Raw genomic sequence first — 24826 nt, forward strand, 5'->3', positions numbered from 1 at the left:
CCTTGATCATTACTTGAACGAATCCGCCGCCCCTTCACCTCCACCTGGCCGTCCATGCCCGATTCCATCCCTGCCCGGCAACCGCGTACCCGCCTCCTCGCCGTCGCGGCCGCAGCCGCAGCTCGATCGGCTGACACCCCGCCCCGCCGAAATCCATCCGTCACGTAACGTGTTCGGACCGCCACCGGTTTGGGTACGTACCTCGGCGCGTCCGACGGACGGGCGCCCATCGAGCAGGAGACCCAGCGGGCCATGGACCACAACCACATCCCCCCGACCGTGCGCCGGACTTACGGCACCGACGATCTGGCCAAGGCTGCCGGATTCGCAGGCGGGTTCATCAACTTCGGCGACTGGCAAGGGATCGACCTCACCGCCCTGACCCCCGAGGACCGGGTGCGCAGCCAGGAGCAGCTGTACCGGCGGGTGTTGCGCGCCTTCCCGGAGCCGCGCGAGCAGCTGCGGCTGGCCGAGGTCGGCTGCGGGCGCGGACTGGGCGCCGCCCTGGCACTACGGGAGTTCCGCTTCGCCTCCGTCACCGCCGTCGACATCCACCCGGACCAGATCGAGCGTGCCCGGGCCGTCAACGCCAAAGCTCTGGCCAGCTATCCGGACCGGCTCGCCTACACCCTGGGTTCGGCCGGCGAACTCCCGTTCCCCGACGCCTCCCTGGACGGACTGTACTCCGTCGAGGCCGCCCAGCACTTCCGCGAACTCGCGAGCTTCGCCGCCGAGGCCGCCCGCGTCCTGCGCCCCGGTGGCCGCCTGGTGGTCACCACCTTCTTCACCGCCCCCGGCGCCGAGATCGCCGAGCGCCTCAAGATCCTGCTCGCCAGCTTCGCCGACGGCCTGGACGTCGCCCACCCCCTGGACGACTTCACCGCCGACCTCACCGGGGCCGGCTTCACCACCGTCACCACCGAGTCCATCGGCCCGGACGTCTGGCCAGGCCTGGACCGCTACCTCGCCGACACCGTCCCACCCGCCCACTGGACCCGCCACTTCCTGACCGCCTGGCGCGACGGCCTCCTCGACTACCACCTCATCAGCGCCGACCGCGGCTGACTCGTACCCGCACCTCGCCGGTACCGTCCGGCCGCGCACGAAGGGCCCGGGCTTCCCGGTTTCCCGGTCGGGCTTCGCACCCACCGGGCCACCAAGAGGCCCTGTCGTGCTGCCCCGGCCGGTGCGCGATCACCCGCCGAGGAGTGTCGTGAACCGTCGACGGTGTCGTCCTCCTGATCGGCCGCGCCCCACCGTGCGCGGCCGATCCCCGGCCCGGCGGGCCCGCGCCCGGCGTCATGCGTCATGCGTCATGTGTCACGCGCGAGTCATCCGATGCCCACAGCGACCCGCTCCGGCGTCGCCACCGCCGCCAGCCGTCGCAGGCTCGCCCGGCGCTGGACCGCGCTGAGGCCGGTCGACGCGGCCCCGAGGGCCAGCCAGCCGACCGGACCGGCCGCCATCACCGCACCGGTCAGCAGCATCGGGCCCACCGACTTCTGCACCGACTGGGACATCCCCGCCACCCCCAGGTAGGAGGCCCGGGCGCGCGGCGGCGCCAGGCTGACCGCCAGCTCCCAGGAGCTGACCGAGCGCATCAGCTCCGCCAGGGTGACCAGCGCCGCGGCGGCCAACAGGGCGATGGATGCGGTCCACGGCCCACCGCCGGTCGAGAGCGCGATCAGCAAGCAGGTGGCGAGCATCATCACCCCGTACCACCCCACCGCCGTGGTCGCCCCGCGCGGGCGCTCGGCCCAGGCGGAGACCCGCAGCTGCAGCAGCACCACGAGCACGGTGTTGAGGATCAGGAAGACCGGGACGACGGCGCTCGGCGCGTCGGTGCGGTGGATGAGCCACAGCGGCAGGCCGACGTTGAGGATCGAGTCGTCCAGACACATCGGCAGGTCGAGCAGGACGAACAGCAGGTAGCCGCGGTCGCGCCAGGGGCTCGGCGCGGCCGACGGCTCACCGGCCGCCGAGCCGACAGCGGCCGACTCGCCACCCGCCGACTCACCGGCTGCCGCCACCAGCCCGCGACCGCCCGGCTCCTCGGTGCGCCAGATCATCACCGCGGCCAGGACGTACGAGAGCGCGTTGGCCACGATCAGGGCGCGGTAGGCGGTCGTGGTCCCCACCGCCAGGCCGATCGCCGCGATGCCCGCGCCCACCGCGTACCCGCCGTTGGCCACGCTGCGGAACAGTGCCTGGTACGTGCCGCGCCGCTCGCCCGCCACCCGGGTGGCGAAGAGCATCTCCAGCGTCTTGGCGCCCCGTTCGGCCAGGCAGGTCAGGGCGACGACCACCAGCAGCGCGGCGAAGTGGTCGACCACCAGCAACAGGCCCATCGTCCCCAGCCGCAGCAGGTGGCAGCCGATCAGCAGCCCGCGCGCCGGCAGCCGCTCGGCCGCCCGCCCGGCCAGCGGCGACCCGGCGATGCCGGCCGCCGCGCCCACCCCGAGCAGCAGGCCGAGTTGTCCGGCGTCCATCCCGCACACGTAGGTGAAGTACAGCACCGAGGCCGCCGCCCACACGCCCGTCCCGGTCCGGTCCACGCCCTGGGCCAGCAGCATGATCCGCGCGTCCCGCCCGCCCGGCGGCCGCCGCAGCTGTGCCAACAGTCCGTTCCCCCGCATGGATGGATCCCCCGTCTCGCGATCACCATTAATCTCGATATCAAGATACTTCATATCGAGAGACATGGGGAACCCGCGCTTCCGACCGAGGCGCGACAGCCACGCCCCCTCCCCCCGCCCTCGAATCCCGGCAGGCGGTACGCCACACCCTCCCCGGCAGCACCCGCGCTCCCGACGCCCCGGTACCGGCCGGCCGCGAGCTGACGGAGGGTCCTCCCTCCTGACCGGCTGTCAGTGCCACCCGCTATGGTCGGCCCCGAACGATCGGATCGGCTCCGACCGCGCCGTCGGCAACACCAGAACCACCAGTGCCACCGTCACCAGGGGGGGACCATGACCACCACGGGCACCAGCCCGCTCACCACCGCCGACCTCGTGGACGGCTGGCGCCGGGTCGGCGTCCGCCCGGGCATGTCGATGATCGTGCACTCCTCGCTCTCCAGCCTCGGCCGGGTCGAGGGCGGCGCGGAGGCCGTGGTGGCCAGTCTGCGCGAGGCGGTCGGGCCGGGCGGCACCGTCGCGGTGCCCACCTTCACCACCGGCACGGTCTGCGACCCGGCGCCGGACCACGCCGGCCTGCCCACCGCCGAGGTCGCCGAACTCCGGGCCGCCGTCCCGCTGTTCCACCCCGAGCTGCCGTCCCGGATGGGCGCGATAGCCGAGGCGCTGCGCGCCCTGCCGGAGAGCCTTCGCAGCACCCACCCGCAGGCCTCGGTCGCCGCCGTCGGCGCCCACGCCCGGGAGGTCACCGCCCGCCGCTCGCTCGGCTTCGCCATCGGCCGGGAGTCGCCCTTCGGCGCCCTGCACGACCTCGGCGGGTACGTGCTGCTGATCGGCGTCGGGCACAACCGCAACACCTTCCTGCACTACGCCGAGACCTTCGCCCCCAACCGCCGGCTCAAGCTGCGCCGTTTCCCGATGGCGATCCAGGGCGAGCGGGTCTGGATCGAGACACCCGACGTGGGCAACGACAACGACACCCACTTCCCGGTCGTGGGGCGGGAGTTCGAGGAACGGGCCGGCATCCGCGAGGTGCTGGTCGGCAACGCGCCCTGCCGACTGATCCCGGTCCGCGACCTCATACCCTTCGCCGTCCGCCGCCTCACCGAACTGCTGGCGGCCGACGGCCCCGCAGCGGCACGGCCCGGCCGCCCACGTCCATGAGCGGCCGGGCCGTGCCCGTCAGTTCACCGGGCTGCTGAGCACCGGTGCAGCGTCAGTGCTCGGCGTCGTGCATCGAGTTGCTGTCCTGGATCTTCTTCCAGGACTTCGGCTCCGCCGGCAGCTGCCCGTCACCCCGGTCCGCCCCCGGCGCCAGCGAAGCGGCGGCCGAGGTGCCCGCCGGCACCGGCCCGACGGCCGGCTTGGCGGCGGTGAACAGCCAGGTGTTGAAGAGGTCGCCGAGCTTCTGCCCGGAGACCTTCTCCGCGTACGCCTGGAACTCCGGGATGGTCGCGTTGCCGTAGCGGCGCTCGGTGGGCCAGCCCTTGAGGATCTGGAAGAACTTCTCGTCCCCGACGGCGTTGCGCAGCGCCTGGATGGCCACCGCGCCCCGGTCGTACACGGCGCCGGCGAACTGGTTGTCCGGGCCCGGGTCGCCCGGCTTGACGGTCCAGAACGGGTCGCCGACCGGGTGCGAGGCGTAGACGTAGTCGGCCAGCTCCTGCGCGGTGCCCTCGTTCTCGTGCTCGGACCAGAGGAACTGCGCGTACCGGGCGAAGCCCTCGTTCAGCCAGATGTCGCTCCAGCGGGAGAGCGAGACGCTGTCGCCGTACCACTGGTGGGCCAGCTCGTGGACGACCACCGAGGTGTTGGCGCCCTTGGCGAACTGCCGCGGGCTGTAGAAGACCCGGGTCTGGGTCTCCAGGGCGAAGCCGGTCGGGACGTTGGGGACGTAACCGCCCACCGAGCTGAACGGGTAGTCGCCGAAGATGCCGCTCAGCCAGTCCACCAGCTCACCGGTGCGCTCGACGCTGGCCCGGGCCGCGTCCGCGTTGTCGCCGAGGTCCTTGCTGTACGCGTTGTAGACCGGCAGCCCGCTCGGCGTGGTGTCCGTGCTGATGTCGAACTTGCCGACCGCGAGCGTGGCCAGGTACGTCGCCTGGGGCTTGTTCTCCCGCCAGCTGTAGCGGGTCCAGCCGGCCTGCGAGGTGGCGCCGGTCAGGATGCCGTTACTGATCACCTGATTGCCGTCCGGCACCTGCACCGAGACGTCGAAGGTGGCCTTGTCGCTCGGGTGGTCGTTGCTCGGGAACCACCACCAGGCCGACTCGGGCTCGCCCGCCGCCACCGCGCCGTCCGGCGTGCGCAGCCAGGCGGTGAAGCCGTACTTCTTCACGGTGGACGGCACGCCCTTGTAGCGCACCACCACGGTGGCCTGGCTGCCCTTGGCCAGCGGCCGGGCCGGGGTGATCTCCAGTTCCTGTTCGCCACTGGTGGCGAAGGTCGCGGGCCGCCCGTTGACCCGGACCTCCGAGACGTTCAGCGCGAAGTCGAGGTTGAACCGGGACAGGTCCTGGGTCGCCGTGGCGAGGATGGTGGTGGTGCCCTCCAGTTCGTCGGTGGCGGGCTGGTACTTCAGGCGGATGTCGTAGTGCGAGACGCGGTAGCCGCCGTTGCCGTAGGTCGGGTAGTAGGGGTCGCCGACCCCGGCCGCGCCGGGTTGGAAGTCGGAAGCCGAGGCGGGGACGGCCAGGAACAGGCTCAGGGCACTGGCAGCGGAGACGATCAGCCTCTTGCGCAACGTGGTCCTCCAGGATCACCGGATCGATGGGTTGGATCGATCCTTGTCCCGGTGGACCGCGGCCCACTCCTCGATTGTGAGATGTTCATGAAAAGAAACGCGCCGAAATGACGACGCCGCAGCACCGCCACACGCCCCACCCCTCACTCACGCCCCGCGTGCCACCCCGCGCGCCGCCCCACCCGAACGGAGGCGCGCTACGCCCCCAGCGCCACCGGCGCCCGGACCAGCGAGCCGTACTCCGTCCACGAGCCGTCGTAGTTCTTCACGTGCGGGTACCCCAGCAGCTCGGTGAGCGCGAACCAGGTGTGCGCCGACCGCTCGCCGATCCGGCAGTAGGCGATCACCTCGCGCTCCGCCTCCACGCCCTTGCCCCCGTACAGCGCCCGCAGCTCCTCCGCCGACCGGAACGACCCGTCGTCGTTGGCCGCCTGCGACCAGGGCACGTTCACCGCCCCCGGGATGTGCCCGGGCACCTGGGCCTGTTCCTGCGGCAGGTGCGGTGGCGCGATCAGCTCACCCCGGAACTCCGCCGGAGAGCGGACGTCCACCAGCACCGCGTCCGCACCCGGCTTGGCGAACACCTCGGCCTTGGCCAGCACCTCGTCCCGCAGCGCCCGCAGCTCGGGCCGCTCCGGCCCGGTCAGCCGGTAGCCGGTGTGCTGGTAGTCCATCACTTCCCGGGTGAGCTCCCGCCCCTCCAGCTCCCACTTCTTGCGCCCGCCGTCCAGCAGCCGCACCGGCCCGAAGCCGCGCAGTCGTAGCAGCCAGTAGGCGTACGCGGCGAACCAGTTGTTGTTGCCGCCGTACAGCACCACGGTGGTGTCGTCCTCCACCCCGGCCGCTCGCAGCAGGTGCTGGACGCCCTCGCGGTCGACGTAGTCCCGGCCGACCTGGCTGTGCAGGTCGGTGGTCCAGTTCCAGCCGACCGCGCCGGGGATGTGGTCCCGGTCGTAGGCGGTGTTGTCCTCGTCCACCTCGACGAGCCGGATCGTCCCGTCGTCCAGGTGGTGGGCCAGCCACTCGGTGCGGACCAGCGCCTCGGGGTGTGCGTAGCCGTTGCCGGTCATCCCAGGCCCTCCTTCGCTCTGCCCAGGCTGCGGCGCCCGACCACGGGCTCTGACGGGCCGCACTGGGCACGGCGAGGCGCCGGCGACCGGGCCGGACAGTTCGAAGCTACGCCGACCGCCCGACCGCGGCCACCCCGGCACCCGGCCCAACCCGAACCGGTACGGTCCGCTCAGCCGCCCGCCGCGCCGTCCGGCCGCGCCACGTAGTGCAGGTTCAGCACGTCGTTCTCGACGCGCCTCACGTCCACCGACCGGAACCCGGCCTCCGCCGGCATCCGCCGAGCCGTCTGCTCGCCCCAGACCGTCGCGAGCCCCTCGCCGCCCTCGCCAAGCGAGACCGGCATGCAGTAGGAGGTCGAGAAGGTGTACAGCGCGGGCGCCAACGGGTGGTCGATGTTCTCCTCCAGCTTGCTGCCGGCGGCGATGTCGCCCATCGGGAAGACGCCGTCGGGCCGCAGCGCGCCCGCGATCGCGGCCGGCGTGCGGGTCGGCCGGGCCAGGTCGTGGATCACGTCGAAGGCGGTGACCAGGTCGTACCGGCCGGTCAGCTCGGCGGAGTCGGCGACCTCGAACCAGGCGTTGCGCAGACCGCTACGCGCGTGCCGTCCGGGCGGGCAGCTCGACGATTCCAGGCCGTCGCCGAACTGCCCCGCACGTCGCCGGCCCGGGTCGGGAAAGGGGGCGGCCGGGTCGGAGAAGGGTCCGAGGGTCAGGAGAAGACCACGGAGCGCAGCTTCAGTCGGTCGCCGAGCCTCTTGCCGGGGTTCATCACGTAGAAGACGTCACCCGAGCAGTCGAAGTCGCGGAATACCGTCGCCGTGGAGTTGGTGAAGTTCTCCGGAGCGAAGCCCGGGTCCTGCTCGGTGGTGAACGGAAGGTTGATGCACTTGCCGCTCTCCGGGTCGGCGATCCCGGCCGGAACGCCCGGGAACGGGCCGACCTTGTAGAGGAAATCACCGGCGGCGGCGTTGGCGGACATCGGAACGGCGAGGACGAGGGCGACGGCACTGACGACGGCGAGCGCGGCATTGCGGAGACGCATGAATGAGGGCCTTTCAGGTGGTACGCGCGGTACCCGAGGAATTGGTGCGAGATCACCCTAGAGGCCCAAAATCCGCAGAAACGGTTCTCCCAATCCACCCTTTCGGGTGGTTTAGGCGGCAAAGCCACTACCCGCGCTACCCACCAATGCCTGCCGATATCGGACGCCCGACACCCTGAATTCATATGTCAGTTCGGCGGCGCCGTGAAGAAGTACCCCGAGTCGATCAGCACCGGGAGATACGCCTTCAGCGCCGCCACCGTCTGCGAGCGGTCCCCGCCGCCGTCGTGGTTGAGCACGATCGACCCGGGTCGGACGTCCTTGAGGATCCGGTCGGTGATCGCCGAGGTGCCCGGCCGGGCCCAGTCCCGCGGGTCCACCGACCATGCCATGTTCCGCATCCCGAGGTCGGCGGCCACCTTGAGCGACACCGGCGACCAGTCCCCGCCCGGCGCGCGGAACCAGGTGGGCTGCCGACCGGTGGTCCGGTGCAGCAGGTCGGAGGTGCGCTCCAGTTCGTCCCGGACCGCACCCTCGGACATGTGCCGCAGGTCCGGATGGGTCCAGGTGTGGTTGCCGATGTGGTGGCCGCAGTCGGCGATCTCCCTCACCAGGGCCGCGTGCTCGACGACGTTCTCGCCGATCAGGAAGAAGGTCGCCCGGATCCCGTACCGCTGGAGCAGCGCCAGCACGGCCGGCGTGTACCGGGGATCCGGGCCGTCGTCGATGGTGAGCGCCACCGCCCGCCGCCCCGCGTCCAACTCGTACACCGGTTTGTTCTCCGCATCCGTGAGCACCCGGCGCACGGGCTCTTCGTCCGCCTCGGCGGACGAGAAGCCGGACGACGAGCCGGACGACGAGCCGGACGACGAGGCGAAAGCAGGGGCAGAGCCGGAGGGCGGCGCCGGTGAGGGCACCGCCGAGGGCGAGGCGGCGTCCCCGTCGCTCCAGGGGCTCTCGCAGCCGGCGGCCGCGCCCAGCAGGGACATCCCGGCGGCGACCAGCAACAACCTGCGCGAAGTGATCCGAGGCGAAATCGGAGCATTAATCTGACGATCAGACAGCATTCTGGATGCTTGCCCCGCGAGTCACCGCCACTCTCCGGGCTCAACTCCGACGGCCCCGATGACCACTCCGACGGCCCAAGGGCGACCCGTCGTACACCCCCCATGCCCGGCGCTTCCCCGATTCCTCCCCGACCGGACGCCCGGCCTCCCGTCAGGGCCGCTACGCTGAGCCTTCCCCAGTGTGATGATCTGCCATCAGAGGACGCGGCCATGACGACACGTCAGGACTTCCCCCAGCAGGGCCCGCAGGACGAGGACCCCGCCGAGCCGAGCCAGTGGGAACGATTCGGCGTCGACACCACCACCCCGCACTCGGCGCGCGTCTACGACTACTGGCTGGGCGGCAAGACCAACTTCCCGCCGGACCGCGCCATGGGGCAGGCCATCGAGGAGGCCGTGCCGAGCGTCAAGGAGATGGCCAAGGCCAACCGCGCCTTCCAGGGCCGAGCCGTCCGCTACCTGGCCCGGGAGCACGGCATCCGCCAGTTCCTCGACCTCGGCACCGGCATCCCCACCTCGCCGAACACCCACGAGATCGCCGAGGCCGTCAGCCCCGGCACCCGGGTGGTCTACGTCGACAACGACCCGATCGTGCTCGCCCACGCCCGCGCCCTGATGGTCTCCAGCCCGGCCAGCCGCACCACCTACATCCACGCCGACCTGCGCAAGCCCGAGGAGCTGTTCGCCGACCCGGCGCTCACCTCCACCCTGGACCTCACCCGGCCGGTCGGCCTGCTGATGATCGCCGTGCTGATGCTGATCGCCGACGAGGACGACCCGTGGGGCCGCGTCGCCGCGCTGCGCGACGCCCTGCCCGTCGGCAGTTGCATCGCCCTCACCACCCCCACCCCGGACTTCGACCCGGAGGCGGTCGGCAAGGTCGCCGAGGCCGCCCGGGCCGGCGGGATGACCCTGGTGCCGCGCGGCTACGACGACGTGCTCCGCTTCTTCGACGGCTGGGAGCTGGTCGAACCGGGCGTCGCCCCGGTCCTGGGCTGGCGCCCGGACGGCGAGCCGCCGGCGGACCCGAAGGCGGCGTACTACTGGGGCGGCGTCGCCATCAAGCGCTGAGCACGCCCGGGCGGGACGGTCCGTGGGACCGTCCCGCCCGGGGTGTCACTTCAGCAACCGCGACAGCCGCCGGTCCGCCAGTGGCTTGCCCCCGGTCTGGCAGGTCGGGCAGTACTGCAGCGAGGAGTCCGCGAAGGAGACCTCACGCACGGTGTCCCCGCAGACCGGGCAGGGCCGGCCGGTCCGGCCGTGCACCCGCAGCCCGAGCTTCTTCTCCGCCTTCAGCTCCCCCGCCGCCAGCCCGTGCGAGCGCTCCACCGCGTCGCGCAGCGTGCTGCCGAGCGCCTCGTACAGCCGCACCGTCTCCTCCTCGGTCAGGCCGGCGGCCGGCTTGTACGGCGACATCCGCGCCGCGTGCAGCACCTCGTCCGAGTAGGCGTTGCCCACACCCGCCAGCACGCTCTGGTCCCGCAGCACGCCCTTGAGCCGGCGCCGGTCGCCCCGCATCAGTGCGGCGAAGTCGTCGAGCGTGAAACCCGGGTCCAACGGGTCCGGGCCCAGCCCGGCGACGCCCGGCACCTCGGCCGGATCCTTCACCACATAGACCGCGAGCCCCTTCTTCGTCCCCGCCTCGGTCAGGTCGAAGCCGTCCCCGGCCTCACCCTCCAGCCGCAGCCGCAGCGCCAGCGGGTTCTTCGGGCTCGGCCGCGGCGGCTCGGCGGGCAGGCCGTCCTTCCAGCGCAGCCAGCCGGCCCGGGCGAAGTGGACCACCAGGTGCAGCCCGTCGGCCTCGATGTCCAGGAACTTCCCGCGCCGCTTCACCGGCCCGACCGTCCGCCCCTCCAGCGCCGTCACCGGCGGGTCGTACGTCTTCAGCGCGCTGATCGCCACCGGCTGCACCCGGGCGATCACCCGCCCGGTCAGCCGCTCGGACAGGAAGGCGCTCAACGCCTCCACCTCGGGCAGCTCCGGCATGCGCCCAGTCTCCCGCACCCCCGCCCCACCCGCGCGCTCTCGCCGGCCGGCACCCGCGACCGGGCCTCCCGTCAGGACCCGCCCGCCCCGCGCACCACCCTGCCCCTCTGCCTCCCCCTCCCCGCACCACCCTCTCCTCCCTCCGTCGGCCGTCCCTCCCCGACGCCGCGTCCCCCACCCCTCTCCCCCTTTGCCTCCCCCTCCCCCGAAGAGCAGGCTGGGACGCGAGGAGGCGCCGCAACGAGCGAGCGCAGCGAGCGAGTCGTCGAGGGCGCGCGTTGTGCGAAGCGCCTACCGAGCGCAGCGAGGAGGGCGCATGAGCACGCTTGAGGAACAGATCGACATCGCCGCCCCCGTCCTCGTCGCCTGGGAGCAGTTGCACCGGGTGCACGAGTACCCGCAGTTCGTCGACGGCGTCCGCAGCGCCCACCCGCACGGCCGCAACCTCGCGCACCTCGGGGTGCGGGTCGGCGATGCCGAGCTCTCCGTCGACACCGAGATCACCGATCGCGGGCGGGGCCGGGTGATGGCCTGGCGAACGCTGAGCTCCGCCCATCTGAGCGGTGCCTTCGCGCTGCTGCCGCTCGACGCCCGGCGCACCCGGCTGCAGATCCGGGTGGAGTACGACCCGGAGGCGGTGCAGCACGAGTTCGGTGGACCGCGCGGCTTCGCCCAGGCCGGGGCTATCGAGCGGGCGGTGCGCGGGGATCTGGAGCACTTCCGGGAACTGGTCGAGGCCCGGGTGAGCGCCGCCGACGGCCACCGGCGCGACTCCCACGAGCACCCATAAGAGCCACATAAGCCCAGCTCAGCAAGGGTGGTGAGGCTCTTCACAGCCCGCCGTCCACCCGACCGTTCCGCGTTCGGCCTGTGGCAGACTCGGATGCCGTGGACATCGGGCCGGTCACCAGGACGCTCCGCGCGGCGGTCTTCGCCGCGCTGGTCGTGCTGCTCGCCGGGCTCGGCCAGGTGCTGGTCACCGGCCGGGCGCTGCCGGTCGGCACGATGTGTCCGGCCTCGGTCGCGGTGTTCGCCGTCGCCTTCGTGCTGGCCGGCCGTGAGCGCGGCTACCGGGCCATCGCGGCGGTGTTCCTGCCGCTGGAGCTGGGTGTCAGCGGGCTGTTCGACCTGGCGCAGAGCACCTGTCCCTCCCTGCCGACCGGCGCCGCGCACGGCTTCCAGCCGTTGCTGTGCGGCGGCGGCTCGCTGGGCGGGTTCCTGCTCGGCCACGGCGTCTCCCCGCAGACCGGCGTCCCACTGCTCCTGCTGCTGCACACGGTGATCGCGCTGGCCGGTGCGTTCTGGCTGCGCCGCGCGGACGCGGCGCTGGCAGGCCTCGTCCGTGCCGTCCGGATGCTGGGCGAGTTCCTGCACCGCCACTTCCCGGCCGCCGCCCGCTGGCCGCTGCTGCTCGCCGCGCCCGTCCCGGCCCGGCCGGTGACGCGGGTGCCGTTCCCCCCGGCCAGCCGCCCGCTGGTCCCGGCCGAGGACGTGGTCGTCCGTCCGGCCGTCCGGCGCGGTCCGCCGGTGTTCGCCCTGGCCGCCTGAGCAGACCCTTCGCTCGGCCGCTCCTCTCTCCCCGGCGCTGACCCTGATCCGTCGCGCCCACACCTCCACATGCCCGAGAGCACCCGAGAGCACAGGACGACACCCCATGAGCAACACCCGTAAGACCGGCAAGAGGACCACCGCCACCGAGCGCATGCACACCGCCCGCGCCCAGGCCGAGCGCTCCGACCGGATCCGCCGCCGGGTGGTGGTCGGCGCCGCCTCCGCCGCCGTGCTCGCCCTCGCGGCGGGCGTGGCCTTCGCCGTCGGCGGCTCCTCCGGCTCCTCCTCGGACGCCGGTGCCAACGGCCCGCTGGTCGTCCCGGCCAACGCGACCGGCACCGACGGCACCGTGATCACCTACGGCAAGGCCGACGCCCCGCACACCCTGGAGGTCTACGAGGACTTCCGCTGCCCGTTCTGCGAGCAGCTGGAGACCACCACCGGCAAGACCGTCCAGCAGCTCGCCGACAACGGCACCTACAAGGTCGAGTACCACCTGGCGACGTTCCTGGACAAGAACCTCGGCGGCAAGGGCTCGCGCACCGCGCTGGCCGCCGCCGGCGCCGCGCTCAACGAGGGCGTGGACAAGTTCGAACAGTTCCACGACGTGCTCTACGCCAACCAGCCGGACGAGCGCAGCGACGCCTTCGGCGACGTCAACCACATCCTCGACCTGGCCGGCCGGGTGCCGGGCCTGAAGACCGACGCCTTCGTCAAGGCCGTCCAGGACGGCACCTACGCTCCGTGGGCGGCCAAGGTCGACGAGGAGTTCAACAAGAGCGACGTGACCGGCACCCCGACCGTCAAGCTGGACGGCAAGAAACTGGACGTCCTCACCGACGGCAAGGCCGCCTCCCCCGAGCAGTTCACCGCGATGGTCAAGCAGGTGACCGGGTGACGGCCGCCACCACCGCCGCGCGGGCCCACGGCGCGGGCCGTCCGTTCGCGTGGCTGCTGGTGATCGGCGGTGCGGTCGGGCTGTTCGCCTCGACGGTCCTCACCGCCCGTCGGGTCCGTCAGCCCTCGGCCGGGGCGAAGCCGAACCGCTCGACCTCGGCGAGGAGTTCGGCCCGGCGCCGGTCGTCGATGAAGGCGGCCCGGAAGGAGTTGGCGGCCAGTCGGCGGACGGTCTCCTGGTCGAGGGCGAGGGCCTGGCGGACGGCCCGGACGTTGTCCTCGACGTAGCCGCCGAAGTAGGCCGGGTCGTCGGAGTTGACGGTGACCAGCAGGCCGGCGTCGAGCATCTCGCGCAGCGGGTGGTCGGCGAGGGTGTCGATGCAGCGCAGGCGGACGTTGGAGAGCGGGCAGAGGGTGAGCGGGATCTGCTCGCGGACCAGGCGGGCGACGAGTTCGCCGTCCTCCAGGCAGCGCAGGCCGTGGGAGATCCGCTCCACGCCGAGGACGTCCAGCGCCTCGGTGATGTACGAGGCCGGGCCCTCCTCGCCCGCGTGGGCGACGCGCCGCAGGCCGGCCTCGGCGGCGCGGCGGTAGACCTCGCGGAACTTCGCGGGCGGGTTGCCGACCTCGGCCGAGTCCAGGCCGATGCCGGTGATCCGGTCGAAGTACGGGCGGGCGGCCTCGAAGGTCTCCAGCGCCGAGTCGGCGGACTCGTCGCGCAGGAAGCACATGATCAGCTGGGTGCTGATGCCGTACCGCTCCTCGCTGCGCGACAGCGCCCGCGTCAGCCCGTCCACCACCACACCGAGCGGCACGCCGCGGGCGGTGTGCGCCTGCGGGTCGAAGAAGATCTCGGCGTGCCGCACACCCTGCTCGGCGGCCCGGGCCAGGTACGCGTCGGCGAGGTCGGCGAAGTCCTCCTCGGTGCGCAGCACGGCCATCAGCGCGTAGTAGAGGCGCAGGAAGGACTGCAGATCGCTGAAGGAGTACGCCTTCCGCAGCTCCTCGGCGTCGGCGTACGGGAGCTGGACGGCGTTGCGCTCGGCGAGCGCGAAGGCGAGTTCGGGCTCCAGGGTGCCTTCGATGTGCAGGTGGAGTTCGGCCTTGGGAAGCGGCATCAGCGATCTGTCCGGAGGTAGTGGGGCGAACCCGAAGGTACAGAGGAATTCACCCTATGATCTTTCCCTGCTGCGGGGGCGTGGTCGGCAGCTCCCGGACGGTGCGCAGCGGCGACAGCAGCGGGAGCGCGCCGCACAGCGCCAGCAGGCCCGTCATCACCCACATGGTGGCGCGCAGTCCGATCGCCGCGCCCAGCCCGCCGCCCGCCAGGGCGCCGAGCGGGATGGTGGCGTGGTTGGCGAACATCGAGGTGGCGCTCACCCGGCCGAGCAGCGCGGGCGGGGTGTAGGACTGCCGGAAGCTGCCGAGCACGACGTTGACGAACACCACCGCGGCGACCACCGCGAGCAGCCCGACCAGGTAGAGCACCGTGCCGGGGCCCGGGCCGGCCAGCGGCATCAGCAGACCGAAGGGCGAGGCGGTCACCAGCACGATCCGCACCCCGCGCGCGCTGCCCAGGCGCCTGCACAGCGGCCGGGCCACCAGCGCGCCGAGCACTCCGCCGACCGCGCCGGCCGAGGCGAGCCCGCCGACCCAGCCGGGGGCGAGCCCGGCCACCCGGACCAGGAACAGCGCGGTGATCGATTGGTAGCCCATGAGGGCGAAGTTCACCGCCGCGCCGTAGAGGGTGAAGGAGCGCAGGTAGGGGTCGCGCAGCAGGAAGGCCAGCCCTTCCCGGACCTGTCGCGGCAGGCTCTCCCCGGCGGGGTCGACCGTGACCGGCCGGGGCGTGGTCCGGATCCGCAGCAGGGTCACCGTCGCGATCAGGAAGCTCACCGCGTCGACGAGCAACCCGGCCGTCGCGCCGAGCAGTTGGACGGTCAGGCCGGCCAGGCCGCGGCCGGCGACCTCGGCGGCCGAGGCGCTGCCCTCCAGCTTGGCGTTGCCCTCGATCAGGTCCTCGGCCGGGACGAGTTCGATCAGGTAGACGTGGTAGGCCGCGTCGAAGAAGACCGAGGCGACGCCGCTCAGGAGGGCGACGGCCAGCAGCTGGGCCAGGGTGAGCACCCCGAACCAGCCCGCCACCGGCACGCTCGCGTACAGCGCCGCCGAGCCCAGGTTGCAGGCGATCATCACGGCGCGTCGGGGCACCCGGCCGACCCAGACCCCGGCGGGCAGGCCGAACAGCAGCCAGGGCAGCCAGACGGCGCCGGTCAGCAGGCCGGCCGCGATCGGCCCGGCGCCCAGGGTGAGCACCGCGACCAGCGGCAGCGCGATGGAGGTGATGCTGCTGCCGAGCCGGCTGACGGTCTGGCCGGCCCACAGCAGTCGGAACTCGCGATGGGCGAACAGGCCCCAGCGCGAACGGAGTTCGGGCGGCCCCGGCGGGGCGGTCACGGTGGTCACGGCCGCGCCGGGACGCTGTGGGAGAAGGCGAGGACGGTCTCGCGCTCCCGCCCGTCCTGGGGCACCGGCCGGTCGGCCCACTTCTGGATCACCGCGTGGAGGTCGGCGGCCAGTTCCCGGGCCTCGTCCGGGGTGAGCCGCAGCCAGGCCTGGGTGGCCACCGAGCAGCCGTTCTGCCAGTCGGGCCCGTACCCGCCGCGCCGGGCGGCCCATCCGCGGACCAGCTCGACCTGGCGTTCCAGCAGGATCGACCCGGCGGCGTCCGCGACGGCCTCGGCGACCGGGTCGCCGTCGAAGTCGGCCCTGGTCCAGCTGAGGTCCTTGTCGGCGAGCCGCCACCACCGTTCGCGCCGGTCCCGGGCGAGTTCGGGCGCCTCCGCGATCAGTCCGCTCTCGGCCAGCACCTTCAGGTGATGGCTGACGTTGCCGACCGCCTGCCCGGTGCGCTCGGCGAGCTGCCCGACGGTGGCCGGGCCGTGCACCTTGAGCAGGTCGAGCAGGCGGCGGCGCAGCGGGTGGGTGAGGGCGGCGAGCACCCGGGAGTCGGAGATCTCCCGGGTGCCGCGTGGTTCGTCCGCGGTGTCGCCCATGCGGTCATCCATGCGGTCATCCATGCCCGGAGAATATCCACAAGAGCTCTTGTGCGACACCTCTTTTACAACACTTCTTGTGCAACTTCTCTTGTGTACCGCCACCCACTCGAACGGGTGTACCGGCGCCGGGCACCGGGCACCCGGTAGGAGGGGACTCCCGCCGAGGAGGTACCGAGATGCGGCACGCCGACGACACGCACATCCGGCCCGAGGGCATCTCCCCGCACGCTCTGGGCAACGACACCCTCCTGCACGAGCTGGAGCAGCTGCACCGCACGCGCCACGAGACGTTCCTGTACGGCTCGGAGGAGGCGCTGAAGCGGCACACGCTGCGTACCGGCCAGCTGGAGGCCGAGTACCTGCACCGTTTCCCCAACCGGCAGGTGACCGCCGCCCGGACCAGGGCCGGGGCGCGGGCCCGGGAGGCGGCGGCCCGGGTGGAGTCGCTGCCGGAGTGACGCCGATACCTGAACGCACCCCGGCGGGACACGCCGGGCGGTGGTGGCGTGCCCGGGGGCGGGCCGTCGGGGAGGGTGTGAGGGCAGACGCACCGGACCCGGACCCCCAGGGAGCCCCGCATGCCCATCGCCAGCGTCAACCCCGCGACCGGCGAGACCGTCCAGACCTTCGAACCGCTCGACACGGCCGGGATCGAGCGGCGGCTGGCCAGCGCCCAGGCCGCCTTCCAGAGCTACCGCAACACCTCCTTCGCCGCCCGCGCCGAGCTGATGCGCCGGGCCGCCGACCTGCTGGACCAAGACCGGGAAACCGTCGCCCGCACCATGACCGAGGAGATGGGCAAGCCGCTCACCGCCGCCCGGGCCGAGGCCGCCAAGTGCGCCAAGGCGATGCGCTGGTACGCCGAGAACGCCGAGGAGCTGCTCGCCGACGAGCACCCGGCCCCGGCCGACGTGGCCGATTCCGGGGCCGCCCGCGCTTACGTCCGCTACCGCCCGATCGGCCCGGTCCTCGCCGTGATGCCGTGGAACTTCCCGTTCTGGCAGGTGATCCGCTTCGCCGCGCCCGCCCTGATGGCGGGCAACGTGGGCCTGCTCAAGCACGCCTCGAACGTGCCGCGGACGGCGCTCGCGATCGAGGAGCTGTTCCAGCGGGCCGGCTTCCCCGAGGGCTGCTTCCAGACCCTGCTGATCGGCTCGGGCGCGGTCGAGGGCGTGGTCCGGGACCGCCGGGTCGCCGCCGTCACCCTCACCGGCAGCGAGCCGGCCGGGCGGGCGGTCGCCTCCGCCGCGGCGGACGAGGTGAAGAAGGCGGTGCTGGAGCTGGGCGGCAGCGACCCGTACGTGGTGATGCCGAGCGCCGACCTGGACGCGGCGGTGGGTACCGCCATCCGGGCCCGGGTCCAGAACAACGGCCAGTCCTGCATCGCGGCCAAGCGCTTCATCGTGCACACCGACGTCTACGACCGCTTCACCGCCGCCTTCACCGAGGCGATGCGCTCCCTGCGGGTCGGCGACCCGATGGACGAGAGCACCGACGTCGGCCCGCTGGCCAGCCGCCAGGGCCGGGACGATCTGGAGGAGCTGGTCGAGGACGCCCGCACCCACGGCGCCCGGGTCGAGTGCGGCGGCGACCGCCCGATGGGCTGGGACACCGGCTACTTCTACGAGCCGACGGTACTGACCGGCATCACCCCGGCGATGCGGATCCACCAGGAGGAGACCTTCGGCCCGGTCGCCACCGTCTACCGGGTCGCCGACCTGGACGAGGCGGTGGCGGTCGCCAACGACACCCCGTTCGGGCTCAGCTCCAACGTCTGGACGAACGACCAGACCGAGCAGGAGCGCTTCGTCCGCGACATCCAGGCCGGCGGGGTGTTCTTCAACGGCATGACGGCCTCCCACCCGGCGCTGCCCTTCGGCGGCGTCAAGCGCTCGGGCTTCGGCCGGGAGCTGTCCGGGCACGGCATCCGGGAGTTCTGCAACGTCACCACGGTGTGGATCGGCTGAGCCCTCCCGGACGCCGCGTCACCGGCCGGGTCAGGAGGCCGCCATCCGGTGCCTGCCCCGGCCGGGCGTCATCCAGCGGGCTACGACGCCGACCAGCGCGATGACCGTCAGGCCCCAGAAGATCGCCATCAGCACCAGCGCCGTCATGTTGCTCGTCTGAGCACCGACCATGCCCAGGCCGACCGAGAGCGCGACCATGAACGTCACGACCGTGGGGCTGAGGCTGAGCAGCCAGCGCCAGGCCCGGTGCCCGAGGCTCGGATTCGGCGGGGCGTCGGGGCCGGTCTCGGCTTCCTTGTAGGTGAGCAGGTCCATCGGGATCGCCTCCAATGCTGGACGGGACGGGACGCCTGGCCCGGGGGGTCAGGAGGCCTTGCGCGGAGCCGTGGACTTACGGGTGGGCGTCTTCTTCGCCGAGGCGGTCCTCTCGGCGACCCCGGCGGTCTTCTTCGCCGGGGCGCGCTTGCGGGGCGCCGGCTTCTCCTGCGGCTCCGCGGCCGGCGCGCGCCCGCCCTTCGCCTGCTTGAGGCTGCTGCGCAGCGCCTCCATCAGGTCGATCACGTTGTCCGGCGCCGGGCCGGGCTCCTCCTCGTGCGGGAGCTCGACGCCCTCCAGCCGGGCGGTGATCACCTGCTGGAGCGCCTGCTGGTAGTCGTCGTGCAGCTGGGACAGGTCGAAGTCCTCGGAGAGGGTGTCCATCAGCGACCGCGCCATCTTGAGCTCCTGCGGCCGGACGGTGACGTTCTCCTCTGGCGCGATCCCGGCCGCCGGGCGGACCTCGTCGGGCCAGATGCAGGTCTGCAGCACCAGGGTCCCGTCGTGCACCCGCAGCACGGCCGGCGATTCCCGGGTGCGCAGCGCGATCTTGGTGACCGCGATCTGCCCGGACTCCACCAGCGCGTCGCGCAGCAGCGCGTACGGCTTGGCGGCCGCCTTGTCGGCGACGCCCACGTAGTACGCCTTGGAGAACATCAGCGGGTCGATCTCGCCCGCGTCCACGAAGGCCAGCACGTCGATGATCTTCTTGCTGGGCAGCGGCAGGTCGGCGAGGTCCTCGTCGGTGAGGGTGACGGTCCGACCGTCCGGCGACTCGTAGCCCTTGGCGATCTCGGCGTACGGGACCTCCTGCTCCTCCCGCTCGCAGTATCGCTTCATCCGCACCCGTCCGCCGTCCTTGGCGTGCACCTGGTGCAGCGGGACGTCGTGCTCCTGGGTCGCGGAGTAGAGGTGGACGGGGATGCTGACCAGCCCGAAGCTGATCGTCCCCTTCCAGGTGGTCTGCATGGGGTCGCTCCTGAAACGGCCGAGCGGCGTCGAGTTCGCCCCGGGAATCCCACTCTGCCCGGATTTGCCGGGATCGGCCACACCGCGCCCACAATGGGCCGAGGAGGTCGATGCCGATGACCGTCCGGAGCCGGAGCAGCCACGGCCGGAGCCGGGTCCCGCCGCCGGAGCGGACCGCGTACCGGGCGGTGTACTCCGTGCGCGGCGAGGCCGGGACGCGGCGGGCCGAGGTGACACTGCTGCCCGGGTACTCCCAGGAGTCCGACGTCCCCCGGATTCTGGCCGCCCGTCTCACCGGGCGACCGGCGGACGCCGAACTGATCACCGTCCTGGAGCTCCGCCCGGCCTGAGTGCCGGACCCCCCGCAGGGCTTGGCGACCTTCCGCCACCCTGACGACTGGTCAGATTTGAGCTTTTCCCGCCACCTCTACACCCACTCTGACCTGGCTCTTTGTGTCCGGTGAACGAACAGTTATCAAACGATTGTTCCGATACCCGGGCGTAGAAGTTAGGTTTCACCGCAATGCGCGGGTCTGTCCCCCACCTTCCGGCACGACGAGCCGAGGGTCACACCGCGCCGGAAAGGCACAGGGCACCCCCTTATGAGTGCGGACACCACCAAGTCTGCGATGGCCGCGAAGGCCCCCGACCGGTCGGGACCGGACGGACACAGCGGCGACGGCCACCTGAAGGCCGGGCTCAAGAACCGCCACCTGTCGATGATCGCCATCGGCGGCGTGATCGGCGCCGGCCTGTTCGTAGGCTCCGGCGCGGGCATCGCGGCCACCGGCCCCGGCATCCTGCTCTCCTACACCCTGGCCGGCGTGCTGGTCGTGCTGGTGATGCGGATGCTCGGCGAGATGGCGGCGGCGGACCCGCAGAGCGGCTCCTTCTCGGCGTACGCGGACCGCGCGCTGGGCCGCTGGGCCGGGTTCACCATCGGCTGGCTGTACTGGTTCTTCTGGGTCGTCGTGCTCGCGGTCGAGGCGACCGCCGGCGCCAAGATCCTCAACAACTGGGTGCCCGGCGTGCCGCAGTGGGGCTGGGCGCTGATCGTGATGGCGGTGCTGACCGCCACCAACCTGTTCTCGGTCTCCTCCTACGGCGAGTTCGAGTTCTGGTTCGCCGGCATCAAGGTGGTCGCGATCGCCGCGTTCCTGGTGATCGGCGTCCTCGCCGCCTTCGGCGTGCTGCCCGGCACCCACGCGGTCGGCACCAGCAACCTGACCGGCCACGGCGGCTTCCTGCCGCACGGGGTGGGCGCGGTGTTCACCGGCATGCTCACCGTGGTCTTCGCCTTCATGGGCAGCGAGATCGTCACCCTGGCCGCCGGCGAGTCGGAGGACCCGGAGAAGGCGGTCACCAAGGCCACCAACAGCGTGATCTGGCGCATCGGCATCTTCTACCTGGGCTCGATCCTGCTCGTGGTCACCCTGCTGCCCTGGGACTCGGCCGAGGTCAAGGCCAGCCCGTACGTGGCCGTGCTGGACCACGTGGGCATTCCGCACGCCGGCCAGGTGATGGACGTGATCGTGCTGACGGCCGTGCTCTCCTGCCTCAACTCCGGGATGTACACCGCCTCCCGGATGGCCTTCTCGCTCGGCCGGCGCGGGGACGCCCCGAAGGTCTTCGCGACCGTGACCGACCGTGGCGTGCCGCGGGTGGCCATCCTCTCCTCGGTGGTCTTCGGCTTCATCGCCGTCTTCTTCAACTACACCTCGCCGGACACCGTGTTCGCCTTCCTGCTCAACTCCTCCGGGGCGGTCGCGCTGTTCGTCTGGCTGGTGATCTGCGCCACCCAGCTGCGGATGCGCAAGATCATCGAGCGCGAGATGCCCGAGCGGCACACCGTCCGGATGTGGCTGTACCCGTACCTGACCTGGGTCGCCATCGGCATGATCGGCTTCGTGATGGCGTACATGTTCACCGACGCCGACGGGCGCAAGCAGATGTACCTGTCGCTGGTCGCCGCGGCGATCGTGATCGCGGCCTCGGCCGTGGTCGGCCGACGGCGACGGGCGGCGGTCGCGGCGCAGTCCTGACCCGTCCAGGCCGCGCCGGAAAACGCCGGGCCCGGGAGCCGTTGCGGAGGCTCCCGGGCCCGGTTTCCGTTCAGGACGCTCGTCGACGGCTCAGCCGGTGCAGCCGGGCACGGAACCGGCGGGGGCGCACTGGATCGGGATGTCGCCGCCGGCGGTGCCGAAGACGGCCGACACCTGGCCCCGGTGACGTCGATGCCACCACCCGCGTCCGTCGCGGTGTTGCCGCAGGGCGAGACGGGCCCGGTTGCCGTCAGCACCGTCCGCGCGCTCGATCGCGACCGCCCCTCGTCGCAATAGGCGACCGGTCCGACACGTGCGGTGTCCAGGCGGTGTGGAATCGGCGAACCCCGACGGCGATGCGCGCGCCGGACGTAGTGCGCCGATCGGCCACTCCCCCCCGGGGGCGCCGAGCGCGTGACGCGCCGGTCACGCTGCGCCGAAGTCAGCGCCTCAAGCATGTGAGCCCGCCCACAAGGGGTTCCGCATCTACGACCCCGGGTAGTGGACGGGCCGGCCCCATCACTCGTCCCGCCGCCCCGGCCGCACCCGGACCGCGCCCGCCGTCACCGCGCCCGCCCCGAAGAGCGCAGGCCACCCGCCCTCACGCCCTCGCGCCCCGCCGACCCCGCCTCGCACCCGTCCCACAGATTCGCAATTCGGATAAACCTCACCAAATCATCCGCCAAGTCGTGCTGCAGTCGCCCCGCAGCCACTACTCGGCGTAGTAGCGAGCACCTTTGCCACCCGTCCTCGGGCCTGCCAAGAATGGCCGTCGCCAGGCAGCGCCGGCCGGCCCAGTCCGCCGCGCAGCCCGCTGGCCCCGCCGTCATCGCCGGGGCATCCCGGCCGTCCCGGACGGCCGCGCGGGCCCCGCTCACCCGGAGCCCACGCGAAGCCCGAGCCCAGTGCCACCGGCACGGTCCCCGACGGAAAAGGATTGCCCGCTTCATGCAGCTCAGCCATGCCCGCCGCAACTCCCTGATCACCGGCGTCGCCACCCTCGTGGTCGCCAGCGCCGCCACCGCCGCCCTCGCCATCCCGCAGACCGCGCAAAACGCCGAGGCCGCGGCCCCGGTGGCCGCCGTCTCGGTGGACGGCAAGCCGGCCGGCGATCAGGCCCAGGCCGGCACCGCTGCCGCTGCCCAGCAGGCCGCCCAGGCCAAGACCGAGGCGGACGCCGCCACCCAGGCGCAGGCCCAGGCCGCCGCGCAGGCCCAGGCCCAGGCCGAGGCGAAGGCCCAGGCCGACGCCGCCGCCTCGCGCTCCCAGCAGCGCCAGGACCTCAACAGCTACTCCGGCACCCCGCAGCAGATCGCCGCGCAGATCGTGCCGGCCGGCCAGCTCCAGTGCTTCAGCAGCATCGTGTTCCGCGAGAGCAGCTGGAACCCGCAGGCCGTCAACGCCTCCTCCGGTGCCTACGGCCTGGTCCAGGCCCTGCCGGGCTCCAAGATGGCCTCGGCCGGCTCCGACTGGCGCACCAACCCGGTCACCCAGATCAAGTGGGGCCTGGACTACATGAACAGCCGCTACGGCAGCCCCTGCGCCGCGTGGTCGTTCTGGCAGGCGCACCACTGGTACTAAGCCGAACCCGCTCGGCACCCCTCCGTACACGCTCCGGCCCGCGACGCACCCCGCGTCGCGGGCCGGGTCGCGTTACCGATCGACGTGTGCACGCCCAGAAGGCGGCGTGAAGATATGGCGCACGGTAGTACGATTTGCCGCCATTGCACCGAGTTACGCACCGTCAGGGCTTTGCCACGGTTCGCGCGCCCTCTTACGCTCCGGCGTCATGTCCTCACCCCTGATCAGCGTCGTGCTCCCCGCCTACGACCAGCACGGACAGCTCGCCGACTGCCTGGACTCGCTGCTCGCCCAGACCCTGGCGGACGTCGAGGTGATCGTGGTCGCCGACCGCTCCCCCGGGACCCCGGGCGGGCTCGCCGACGCGTACGCGGAACAGCATCCGCGGGTCTCGGCGCTGCACCTGAACGCGGCGGTCGGGGTCGGGGTGAGCCGGAACGCGGGTGCGGCGCAGGCCCGCGGCGAGTACCTGCTGTTCCTCGACGCCGACCACCTGCTGCCCCCGGACGCACTCCAGACGCTCGCCGACCGGCTCCAGCAGACCGGTCCGGTGGACGTGCTGCTGTTCGGCCACACCCGGCACCACAACGGCCGCGACTGGCCCGGCGGGGCCGAGGCGCTGCTCGCCGAGACCGGCCCCGAGGTATTCGCCCCCTTCGACCAGCCCGCGCTGTTCGGCACGCCGCCGCTGATCTGGGACCGACTGATCCGCCGCGGGCACTGGGAGGACCTGGAGCTCGCCTTCCCGGACGGCAGGTACGAGGAGGTCCCGGTCGTCCACGCGGCGCTGCTCGACGCCCGGAAGGCCGCCGTACTGCCGCGCGAGTGCGTCCAGCTGCGCCGCCGGGAGACCGTCCACCCGGCCGGCGGCCCGGGCAGCAGCGTCTTCGACCTGTTCGAACAGTACGAGCGCAGCTTCGCCCTGCTGGAGGAGCAGCCGCACCTGTACGCGGTGCGCGACGCGCTGTTCGTCCGGATGATCCGGCACTACCTGTTCGTCTTCGACCTCGCCGGCTGCGTCTCCCGGGCCGAGCGCCCGCAGTTCTTCCACCGGGCCGCCGAGCACCACCGCCGCTTCCAGCCGCCCGGCCACCGCAAGCCGGGCGGGCGCGAGGGGATCAAGTTCTCGTTGCTGGCCGGCGGCGCCTACCCGGCCTTCGAGGTGGCCAAGCTCTCGCACATCGCGCGCGGCACCATCACCGGGCGGAAGTAGCCCCGTCAGGCGTGCGCGGTGCCGCCGTCCGCGGCCATCGCGGCGGCGATCCGGCGGGCGCGCTCGGCCGTCGCCTCGGCGGGCAGCGGCGGCAGCACGTCCATCCACAGCGGCAGGGTGGAGCCGCGCAGCTGCCTCATCCCGGTGGGCCGGGCGATCAGCCACAGGTGCAGGTGGGCGGCGCCGTCGCCCCAGCGGTTCACATGGACCCGGCCGATGCCGCCGAGCGACAGCACGGCCCGCTCGACGCGCTGGAGCATCGGGCCGAGCCGGGCGGACAGCTCGGCGGGCAGGTCCAGCAGGTCGTGGTGGGCGCGGGGCTGGAGCAGCAGGGCGGCGGGCAGACCGGTCGGCTCGTCGGTGGCGCTCAGCCGCCAGTGCTCGTCGGTCCAGAGGAAGTCGGAGTCCGGGCGGGCGCACTGCTCGCAGCTCTCCGGGCCGTCCTCGCCCTGGCGGGGCGGCTCGGGCAGTTCGGGCTCGCGCAGCCGCCGGACGGTCAGCTCGCCCTCGTACGGGAAGATCTCCCAGGACGGTGCGCCGTCCGCCGGGAAGGGCAGCGGCTCGCCGATCGGCAGGCGGGCGAGGTAGGCGTCGGGGCCGGCCGGGTCCTCGGGATCGTTGATCATGATTGTCGAGGGTGCCACAGGACACCCGGATGGCGGTAGCCCCGTCGTGCCCCAGTACCCGT

General features: G+C 72.5%; 26 protein-coding genes. 13 read left to right on the top strand and 13 right to left on the bottom strand.

From position 1 onward, the window contains the following. The first annotated feature begins 189 nt into the window (after positions 1-189). Positions 190-1065, top strand: a complete 876-nt coding sequence (locus ABZW30_RS02360) for a methyltransferase domain-containing protein (RefSeq protein ID WP_355669149.1) — start codon at positions 190-192, stop codon at positions 1063-1065. A 266-nt stretch (positions 1066-1331) separates the two neighbouring features. Here ABZW30_RS02360 and ABZW30_RS02365 read toward each other — a convergent pair whose 3' ends face one another. Further along, complete coding sequence (locus ABZW30_RS02365) at positions 1332-2636, bottom strand: MFS transporter (protein WP_355669150.1); 1305 nt, start codon at positions 2634-2636, stop codon at positions 1332-1334. Between the two features lie 333 nt (positions 2637-2969). Between ABZW30_RS02365 and ABZW30_RS02370 the strand changes: the two genes are divergently transcribed. Then, positions 2970-3800, top strand: a complete 831-nt coding sequence (locus ABZW30_RS02370; RefSeq protein ID WP_355669151.1) for an AAC(3) family N-acetyltransferase — start codon at positions 2970-2972, stop codon at positions 3798-3800. 52 nt (positions 3801-3852) lie between these two features. Here ABZW30_RS02370 and ABZW30_RS02375 read toward each other — a convergent pair whose 3' ends face one another. From ABZW30_RS02375 to ABZW30_RS02395, 5 genes are all read right to left on the bottom strand, one after another. After that, positions 3853-5379, bottom strand: coding sequence for a M1 family metallopeptidase (locus ABZW30_RS02375; RefSeq protein ID WP_355669152.1), 1527 nt, complete (start codon positions 5377-5379; stop codon positions 3853-3855). Positions 5380-5576: 197 nt separating this feature from the next. Then, on the bottom strand, positions 5577-6449 hold the full coding sequence (locus ABZW30_RS02380) for a sulfurtransferase (RefSeq protein ID WP_355669153.1): 873 nt from the start codon (positions 6447-6449) through the stop codon (positions 5577-5579). Positions 6450-6619: 170 nt separating this feature from the next. Then, on the bottom strand, positions 6620-6961 hold the full coding sequence (locus ABZW30_RS02385) for a hypothetical protein (protein ID WP_355669154.1): 342 nt from the start codon (positions 6959-6961) through the stop codon (positions 6620-6622). A 197-nt stretch (positions 6962-7158) separates the two neighbouring features. Then, on the bottom strand, positions 7159-7491 hold the full coding sequence (locus ABZW30_RS02390) for a hypothetical protein (protein ID WP_355669155.1): 333 nt from the start codon (positions 7489-7491) through the stop codon (positions 7159-7161). Between the two features lie 188 nt (positions 7492-7679). Beyond that, positions 7680-8288, bottom strand: coding sequence for a polysaccharide deacetylase family protein (locus ABZW30_RS02395; RefSeq protein ID WP_355669156.1), 609 nt, complete (start codon positions 8286-8288; stop codon positions 7680-7682). Here ABZW30_RS02395 and ABZW30_RS02400 point away from each other — a divergent pair. Then, positions 8281-8544 carry a hypothetical protein gene (locus ABZW30_RS02400; RefSeq protein WP_355669157.1) on the top strand — a complete coding sequence of 88 codons (264 nt, stop codon included), beginning with the start codon at positions 8281-8283 and terminating at the stop codon, positions 8542-8544. The genes ABZW30_RS02395 and ABZW30_RS02400 overlap by 8 nt on opposite strands. 224 nt (positions 8545-8768) lie before the next feature. Beyond that, on the top strand, positions 8769-9629 hold the full coding sequence (locus ABZW30_RS02405; protein ID WP_355669158.1) for an SAM-dependent methyltransferase: 861 nt from the start codon (positions 8769-8771) through the stop codon (positions 9627-9629). A 45-nt stretch (positions 9630-9674) separates the two neighbouring features. Here ABZW30_RS02405 and ABZW30_RS02410 read toward each other — a convergent pair whose 3' ends face one another. Further along, positions 9675-10544 (bottom strand): DNA-formamidopyrimidine glycosylase family protein, encoded by an 870-nt coding sequence (locus ABZW30_RS02410; RefSeq protein ID WP_355669159.1) that lies wholly within the window; start codon positions 10542-10544, stop codon positions 9675-9677. Positions 10545-10860: 316 nt separating this feature from the next. Here ABZW30_RS02410 and ABZW30_RS02415 point away from each other — a divergent pair, with 316 nt between their 5' ends. The 3 genes from ABZW30_RS02415 to ABZW30_RS02425 all read left to right on the top strand — a co-directional run bounded on the left by ABZW30_RS02415 (position 10861) and on the right by ABZW30_RS02425 (position 12993). Further along, the gene (locus ABZW30_RS02415; RefSeq protein WP_355669160.1) at positions 10861-11334 is read left to right on the top strand and encodes an SRPBCC family protein; all 474 of its coding nucleotides are present in this window, start codon (positions 10861-10863) and stop codon (positions 11332-11334) included. A 98-nt stretch (positions 11335-11432) separates the two neighbouring features. Then, a complete protein-coding gene (locus ABZW30_RS02420; RefSeq protein ID WP_355669161.1) occupies positions 11433-12092 on the top strand; it encodes a hypothetical protein in 660 nt (219 codons plus the stop codon). Between the two features lie 106 nt (positions 12093-12198). Further along, complete coding sequence (locus ABZW30_RS02425; RefSeq protein WP_355669162.1) at positions 12199-12993, top strand: thioredoxin domain-containing protein; 795 nt, start codon at positions 12199-12201, stop codon at positions 12991-12993. Between the two features lie 118 nt (positions 12994-13111). On the opposite strand, the gene ABZW30_RS02430 is transcribed toward ABZW30_RS02425, so the two are convergent. From ABZW30_RS02430 to ABZW30_RS02440, 3 genes are read right to left on the bottom strand one after another with little or no spacing between them, the layout of a single operon-like run. Then, positions 13112-14110 carry an adenosine deaminase gene (locus ABZW30_RS02430; RefSeq protein WP_355669163.1) on the bottom strand — a complete coding sequence of 333 codons (999 nt, stop codon included), beginning with the start codon at positions 14108-14110 and terminating at the stop codon, positions 13112-13114. Between the two features lie 49 nt (positions 14111-14159). Continuing rightward, the gene (locus ABZW30_RS02435) at positions 14160-15458 is read right to left on the bottom strand and encodes an MFS transporter (protein ID WP_355669164.1); all 1299 of its coding nucleotides are present in this window, start codon (positions 15456-15458) and stop codon (positions 14160-14162) included. Next, entirely contained in the window at positions 15455-16060 is a 606-nt protein-coding gene (locus ABZW30_RS02440; protein WP_355669165.1) for a winged helix-turn-helix domain-containing protein, read from the bottom strand. The genes ABZW30_RS02435 and ABZW30_RS02440 overlap by 4 nt, the downstream gene beginning before the upstream one ends. A 167-nt stretch (positions 16061-16227) precedes the next feature. On the opposite strand from ABZW30_RS02440, the gene ABZW30_RS02445 reads away from it, so the two are divergent. Both ABZW30_RS02445 and ABZW30_RS02450 read left to right on the top strand, forming a co-directional pair. Then, entirely contained in the window at positions 16228-16509 is a 282-nt protein-coding gene (locus ABZW30_RS02445) for a DUF6158 family protein (RefSeq protein WP_355669166.1), read from the top strand. A gap of 120 nt (positions 16510-16629) precedes the next feature. Beyond that, complete coding sequence (locus tag ABZW30_RS02450; RefSeq protein WP_355669167.1) at positions 16630-18018, top strand: NADP-dependent succinic semialdehyde dehydrogenase; 1389 nt, start codon at positions 16630-16632, stop codon at positions 18016-18018. Positions 18019-18048: 30 nt separating this feature from the next. Here ABZW30_RS02450 and ABZW30_RS02455 read toward each other — a convergent pair whose 3' ends face one another. Next, positions 18049-18333, bottom strand: a complete 285-nt coding sequence (locus ABZW30_RS02455) for a hypothetical protein (protein WP_355669168.1) — start codon at positions 18331-18333, stop codon at positions 18049-18051. Between the two features lie 48 nt (positions 18334-18381). After that, positions 18382-19302, bottom strand: a complete 921-nt coding sequence (locus ABZW30_RS02460) for a Ku protein (protein ID WP_355669169.1) — start codon at positions 19300-19302, stop codon at positions 18382-18384. Positions 19303-19418: 116 nt separating this feature from the next. On the opposite strand from ABZW30_RS02460, the gene ABZW30_RS02465 reads away from it, so the two are divergent. From ABZW30_RS02465 to ABZW30_RS02480, 4 genes are all read left to right on the top strand, one after another. Continuing rightward, positions 19419-19652, top strand: a complete 234-nt coding sequence (locus ABZW30_RS02465) for a hypothetical protein (protein ID WP_355669170.1) — start codon at positions 19419-19421, stop codon at positions 19650-19652. A 279-nt stretch (positions 19653-19931) separates the two neighbouring features. After that, entirely contained in the window at positions 19932-21344 is a 1413-nt protein-coding gene (locus tag ABZW30_RS02470) for an amino acid permease (protein WP_355669171.1), read from the top strand. A 948-nt stretch (positions 21345-22292) separates the two neighbouring features. Continuing rightward, positions 22293-22925 carry a transglycosylase SLT domain-containing protein gene (locus ABZW30_RS02475; protein WP_355669172.1) on the top strand — a complete coding sequence of 211 codons (633 nt, stop codon included), beginning with the start codon at positions 22293-22295 and terminating at the stop codon, positions 22923-22925. A 208-nt stretch (positions 22926-23133) separates the two neighbouring features. Next, a complete protein-coding gene (locus ABZW30_RS02480) occupies positions 23134-24138 on the top strand; it encodes a glycosyltransferase family 2 protein (protein WP_355669173.1) in 1005 nt (334 codons plus the stop codon). A 5-nt stretch (positions 24139-24143) separates the two neighbouring features. Here ABZW30_RS02480 and ABZW30_RS02485 read toward each other — a convergent pair whose 3' ends face one another. Continuing rightward, a complete protein-coding gene (locus ABZW30_RS02485; RefSeq protein ID WP_355669174.1) occupies positions 24144-24764 on the bottom strand; it encodes a hypothetical protein in 621 nt (206 codons plus the stop codon). Positions 24765-24826 lie beyond the last annotated feature (62 nt).

The sequence above is a fragment of the Kitasatospora sp. NPDC004669 genome (genome assembly GCF_040609455.1).
Classification (GTDB): Bacteria; Actinomycetota; Actinomycetes; order Streptomycetales; family Streptomycetaceae; genus Kitasatospora.

Bases quoted from the DNA above. Each gene is read 5' to 3' on its own strand.
- ABZW30_RS02365 (WP_355669150.1), bottom strand. From the start codon at position 2,636: ATGCGGGGGAACGGACTGTTGGCACAGCTGCGGCGGCCGCCGGGCGGG.
- ABZW30_RS02370 (WP_355669151.1), top strand. From the start codon at position 2,970: ATGACCACCACGGGCACCAGCCCGCTCACCACCGCCGACCTCGTGGAC.
- ABZW30_RS02380 (WP_355669153.1), bottom strand. From the start codon at position 6,449: ATGACCGGCAACGGCTACGCACACCCCGAGGCGCTGGTCCGCACCGAG.
- ABZW30_RS02390 (WP_355669155.1), bottom strand. From the start codon at position 7,491: ATGCGTCTCCGCAATGCCGCGCTCGCCGTCGTCAGTGCCGTCGCCCTC.
- ABZW30_RS02405 (WP_355669158.1), top strand. From the start codon at position 8,769: ATGACGACACGTCAGGACTTCCCCCAGCAGGGCCCGCAGGACGAGGAC.
- ABZW30_RS02410 (WP_355669159.1), bottom strand. From the start codon at position 10,544: ATGCCGGAGCTGCCCGAGGTGGAGGCGTTGAGCGCCTTCCTGTCCGAG.
- ABZW30_RS02415 (WP_355669160.1), top strand. From the start codon at position 10,861: ATGAGCACGCTTGAGGAACAGATCGACATCGCCGCCCCCGTCCTCGTC.
- ABZW30_RS02425 (WP_355669162.1), top strand. From the start codon at position 12,199: ATGAGCAACACCCGTAAGACCGGCAAGAGGACCACCGCCACCGAGCGC.
- ABZW30_RS02430 (WP_355669163.1), bottom strand. From the start codon at position 14,110: ATGCCGCTTCCCAAGGCCGAACTCCACCTGCACATCGAAGGCACCCTG.
- ABZW30_RS02440 (WP_355669165.1), bottom strand. From the start codon at position 16,060: ATGGATGACCGCATGGGCGACACCGCGGACGAACCACGCGGCACCCGG.
- ABZW30_RS02445 (WP_355669166.1), top strand. From the start codon at position 16,228: ATGCGGCACGCCGACGACACGCACATCCGGCCCGAGGGCATCTCCCCG.
- ABZW30_RS02450 (WP_355669167.1), top strand. From the start codon at position 16,630: ATGCCCATCGCCAGCGTCAACCCCGCGACCGGCGAGACCGTCCAGACC.
- ABZW30_RS02455 (WP_355669168.1), bottom strand. From the start codon at position 18,333: ATGGACCTGCTCACCTACAAGGAAGCCGAGACCGGCCCCGACGCCCCG.
- ABZW30_RS02460 (WP_355669169.1), bottom strand. From the start codon at position 19,302: ATGCAGACCACCTGGAAGGGGACGATCAGCTTCGGGCTGGTCAGCATC.
- ABZW30_RS02465 (WP_355669170.1), top strand. From the start codon at position 19,419: ATGACCGTCCGGAGCCGGAGCAGCCACGGCCGGAGCCGGGTCCCGCCG.
- ABZW30_RS02470 (WP_355669171.1), top strand. From the start codon at position 19,932: ATGGCCGCGAAGGCCCCCGACCGGTCGGGACCGGACGGACACAGCGGC.
- ABZW30_RS02475 (WP_355669172.1), top strand. From the start codon at position 22,293: ATGCAGCTCAGCCATGCCCGCCGCAACTCCCTGATCACCGGCGTCGCC.
- ABZW30_RS02480 (WP_355669173.1), top strand. From the start codon at position 23,134: ATGTCCTCACCCCTGATCAGCGTCGTGCTCCCCGCCTACGACCAGCAC.
- ABZW30_RS02485 (WP_355669174.1), bottom strand. From the start codon at position 24,764: ATGATCAACGATCCCGAGGACCCGGCCGGCCCCGACGCCTACCTCGCC.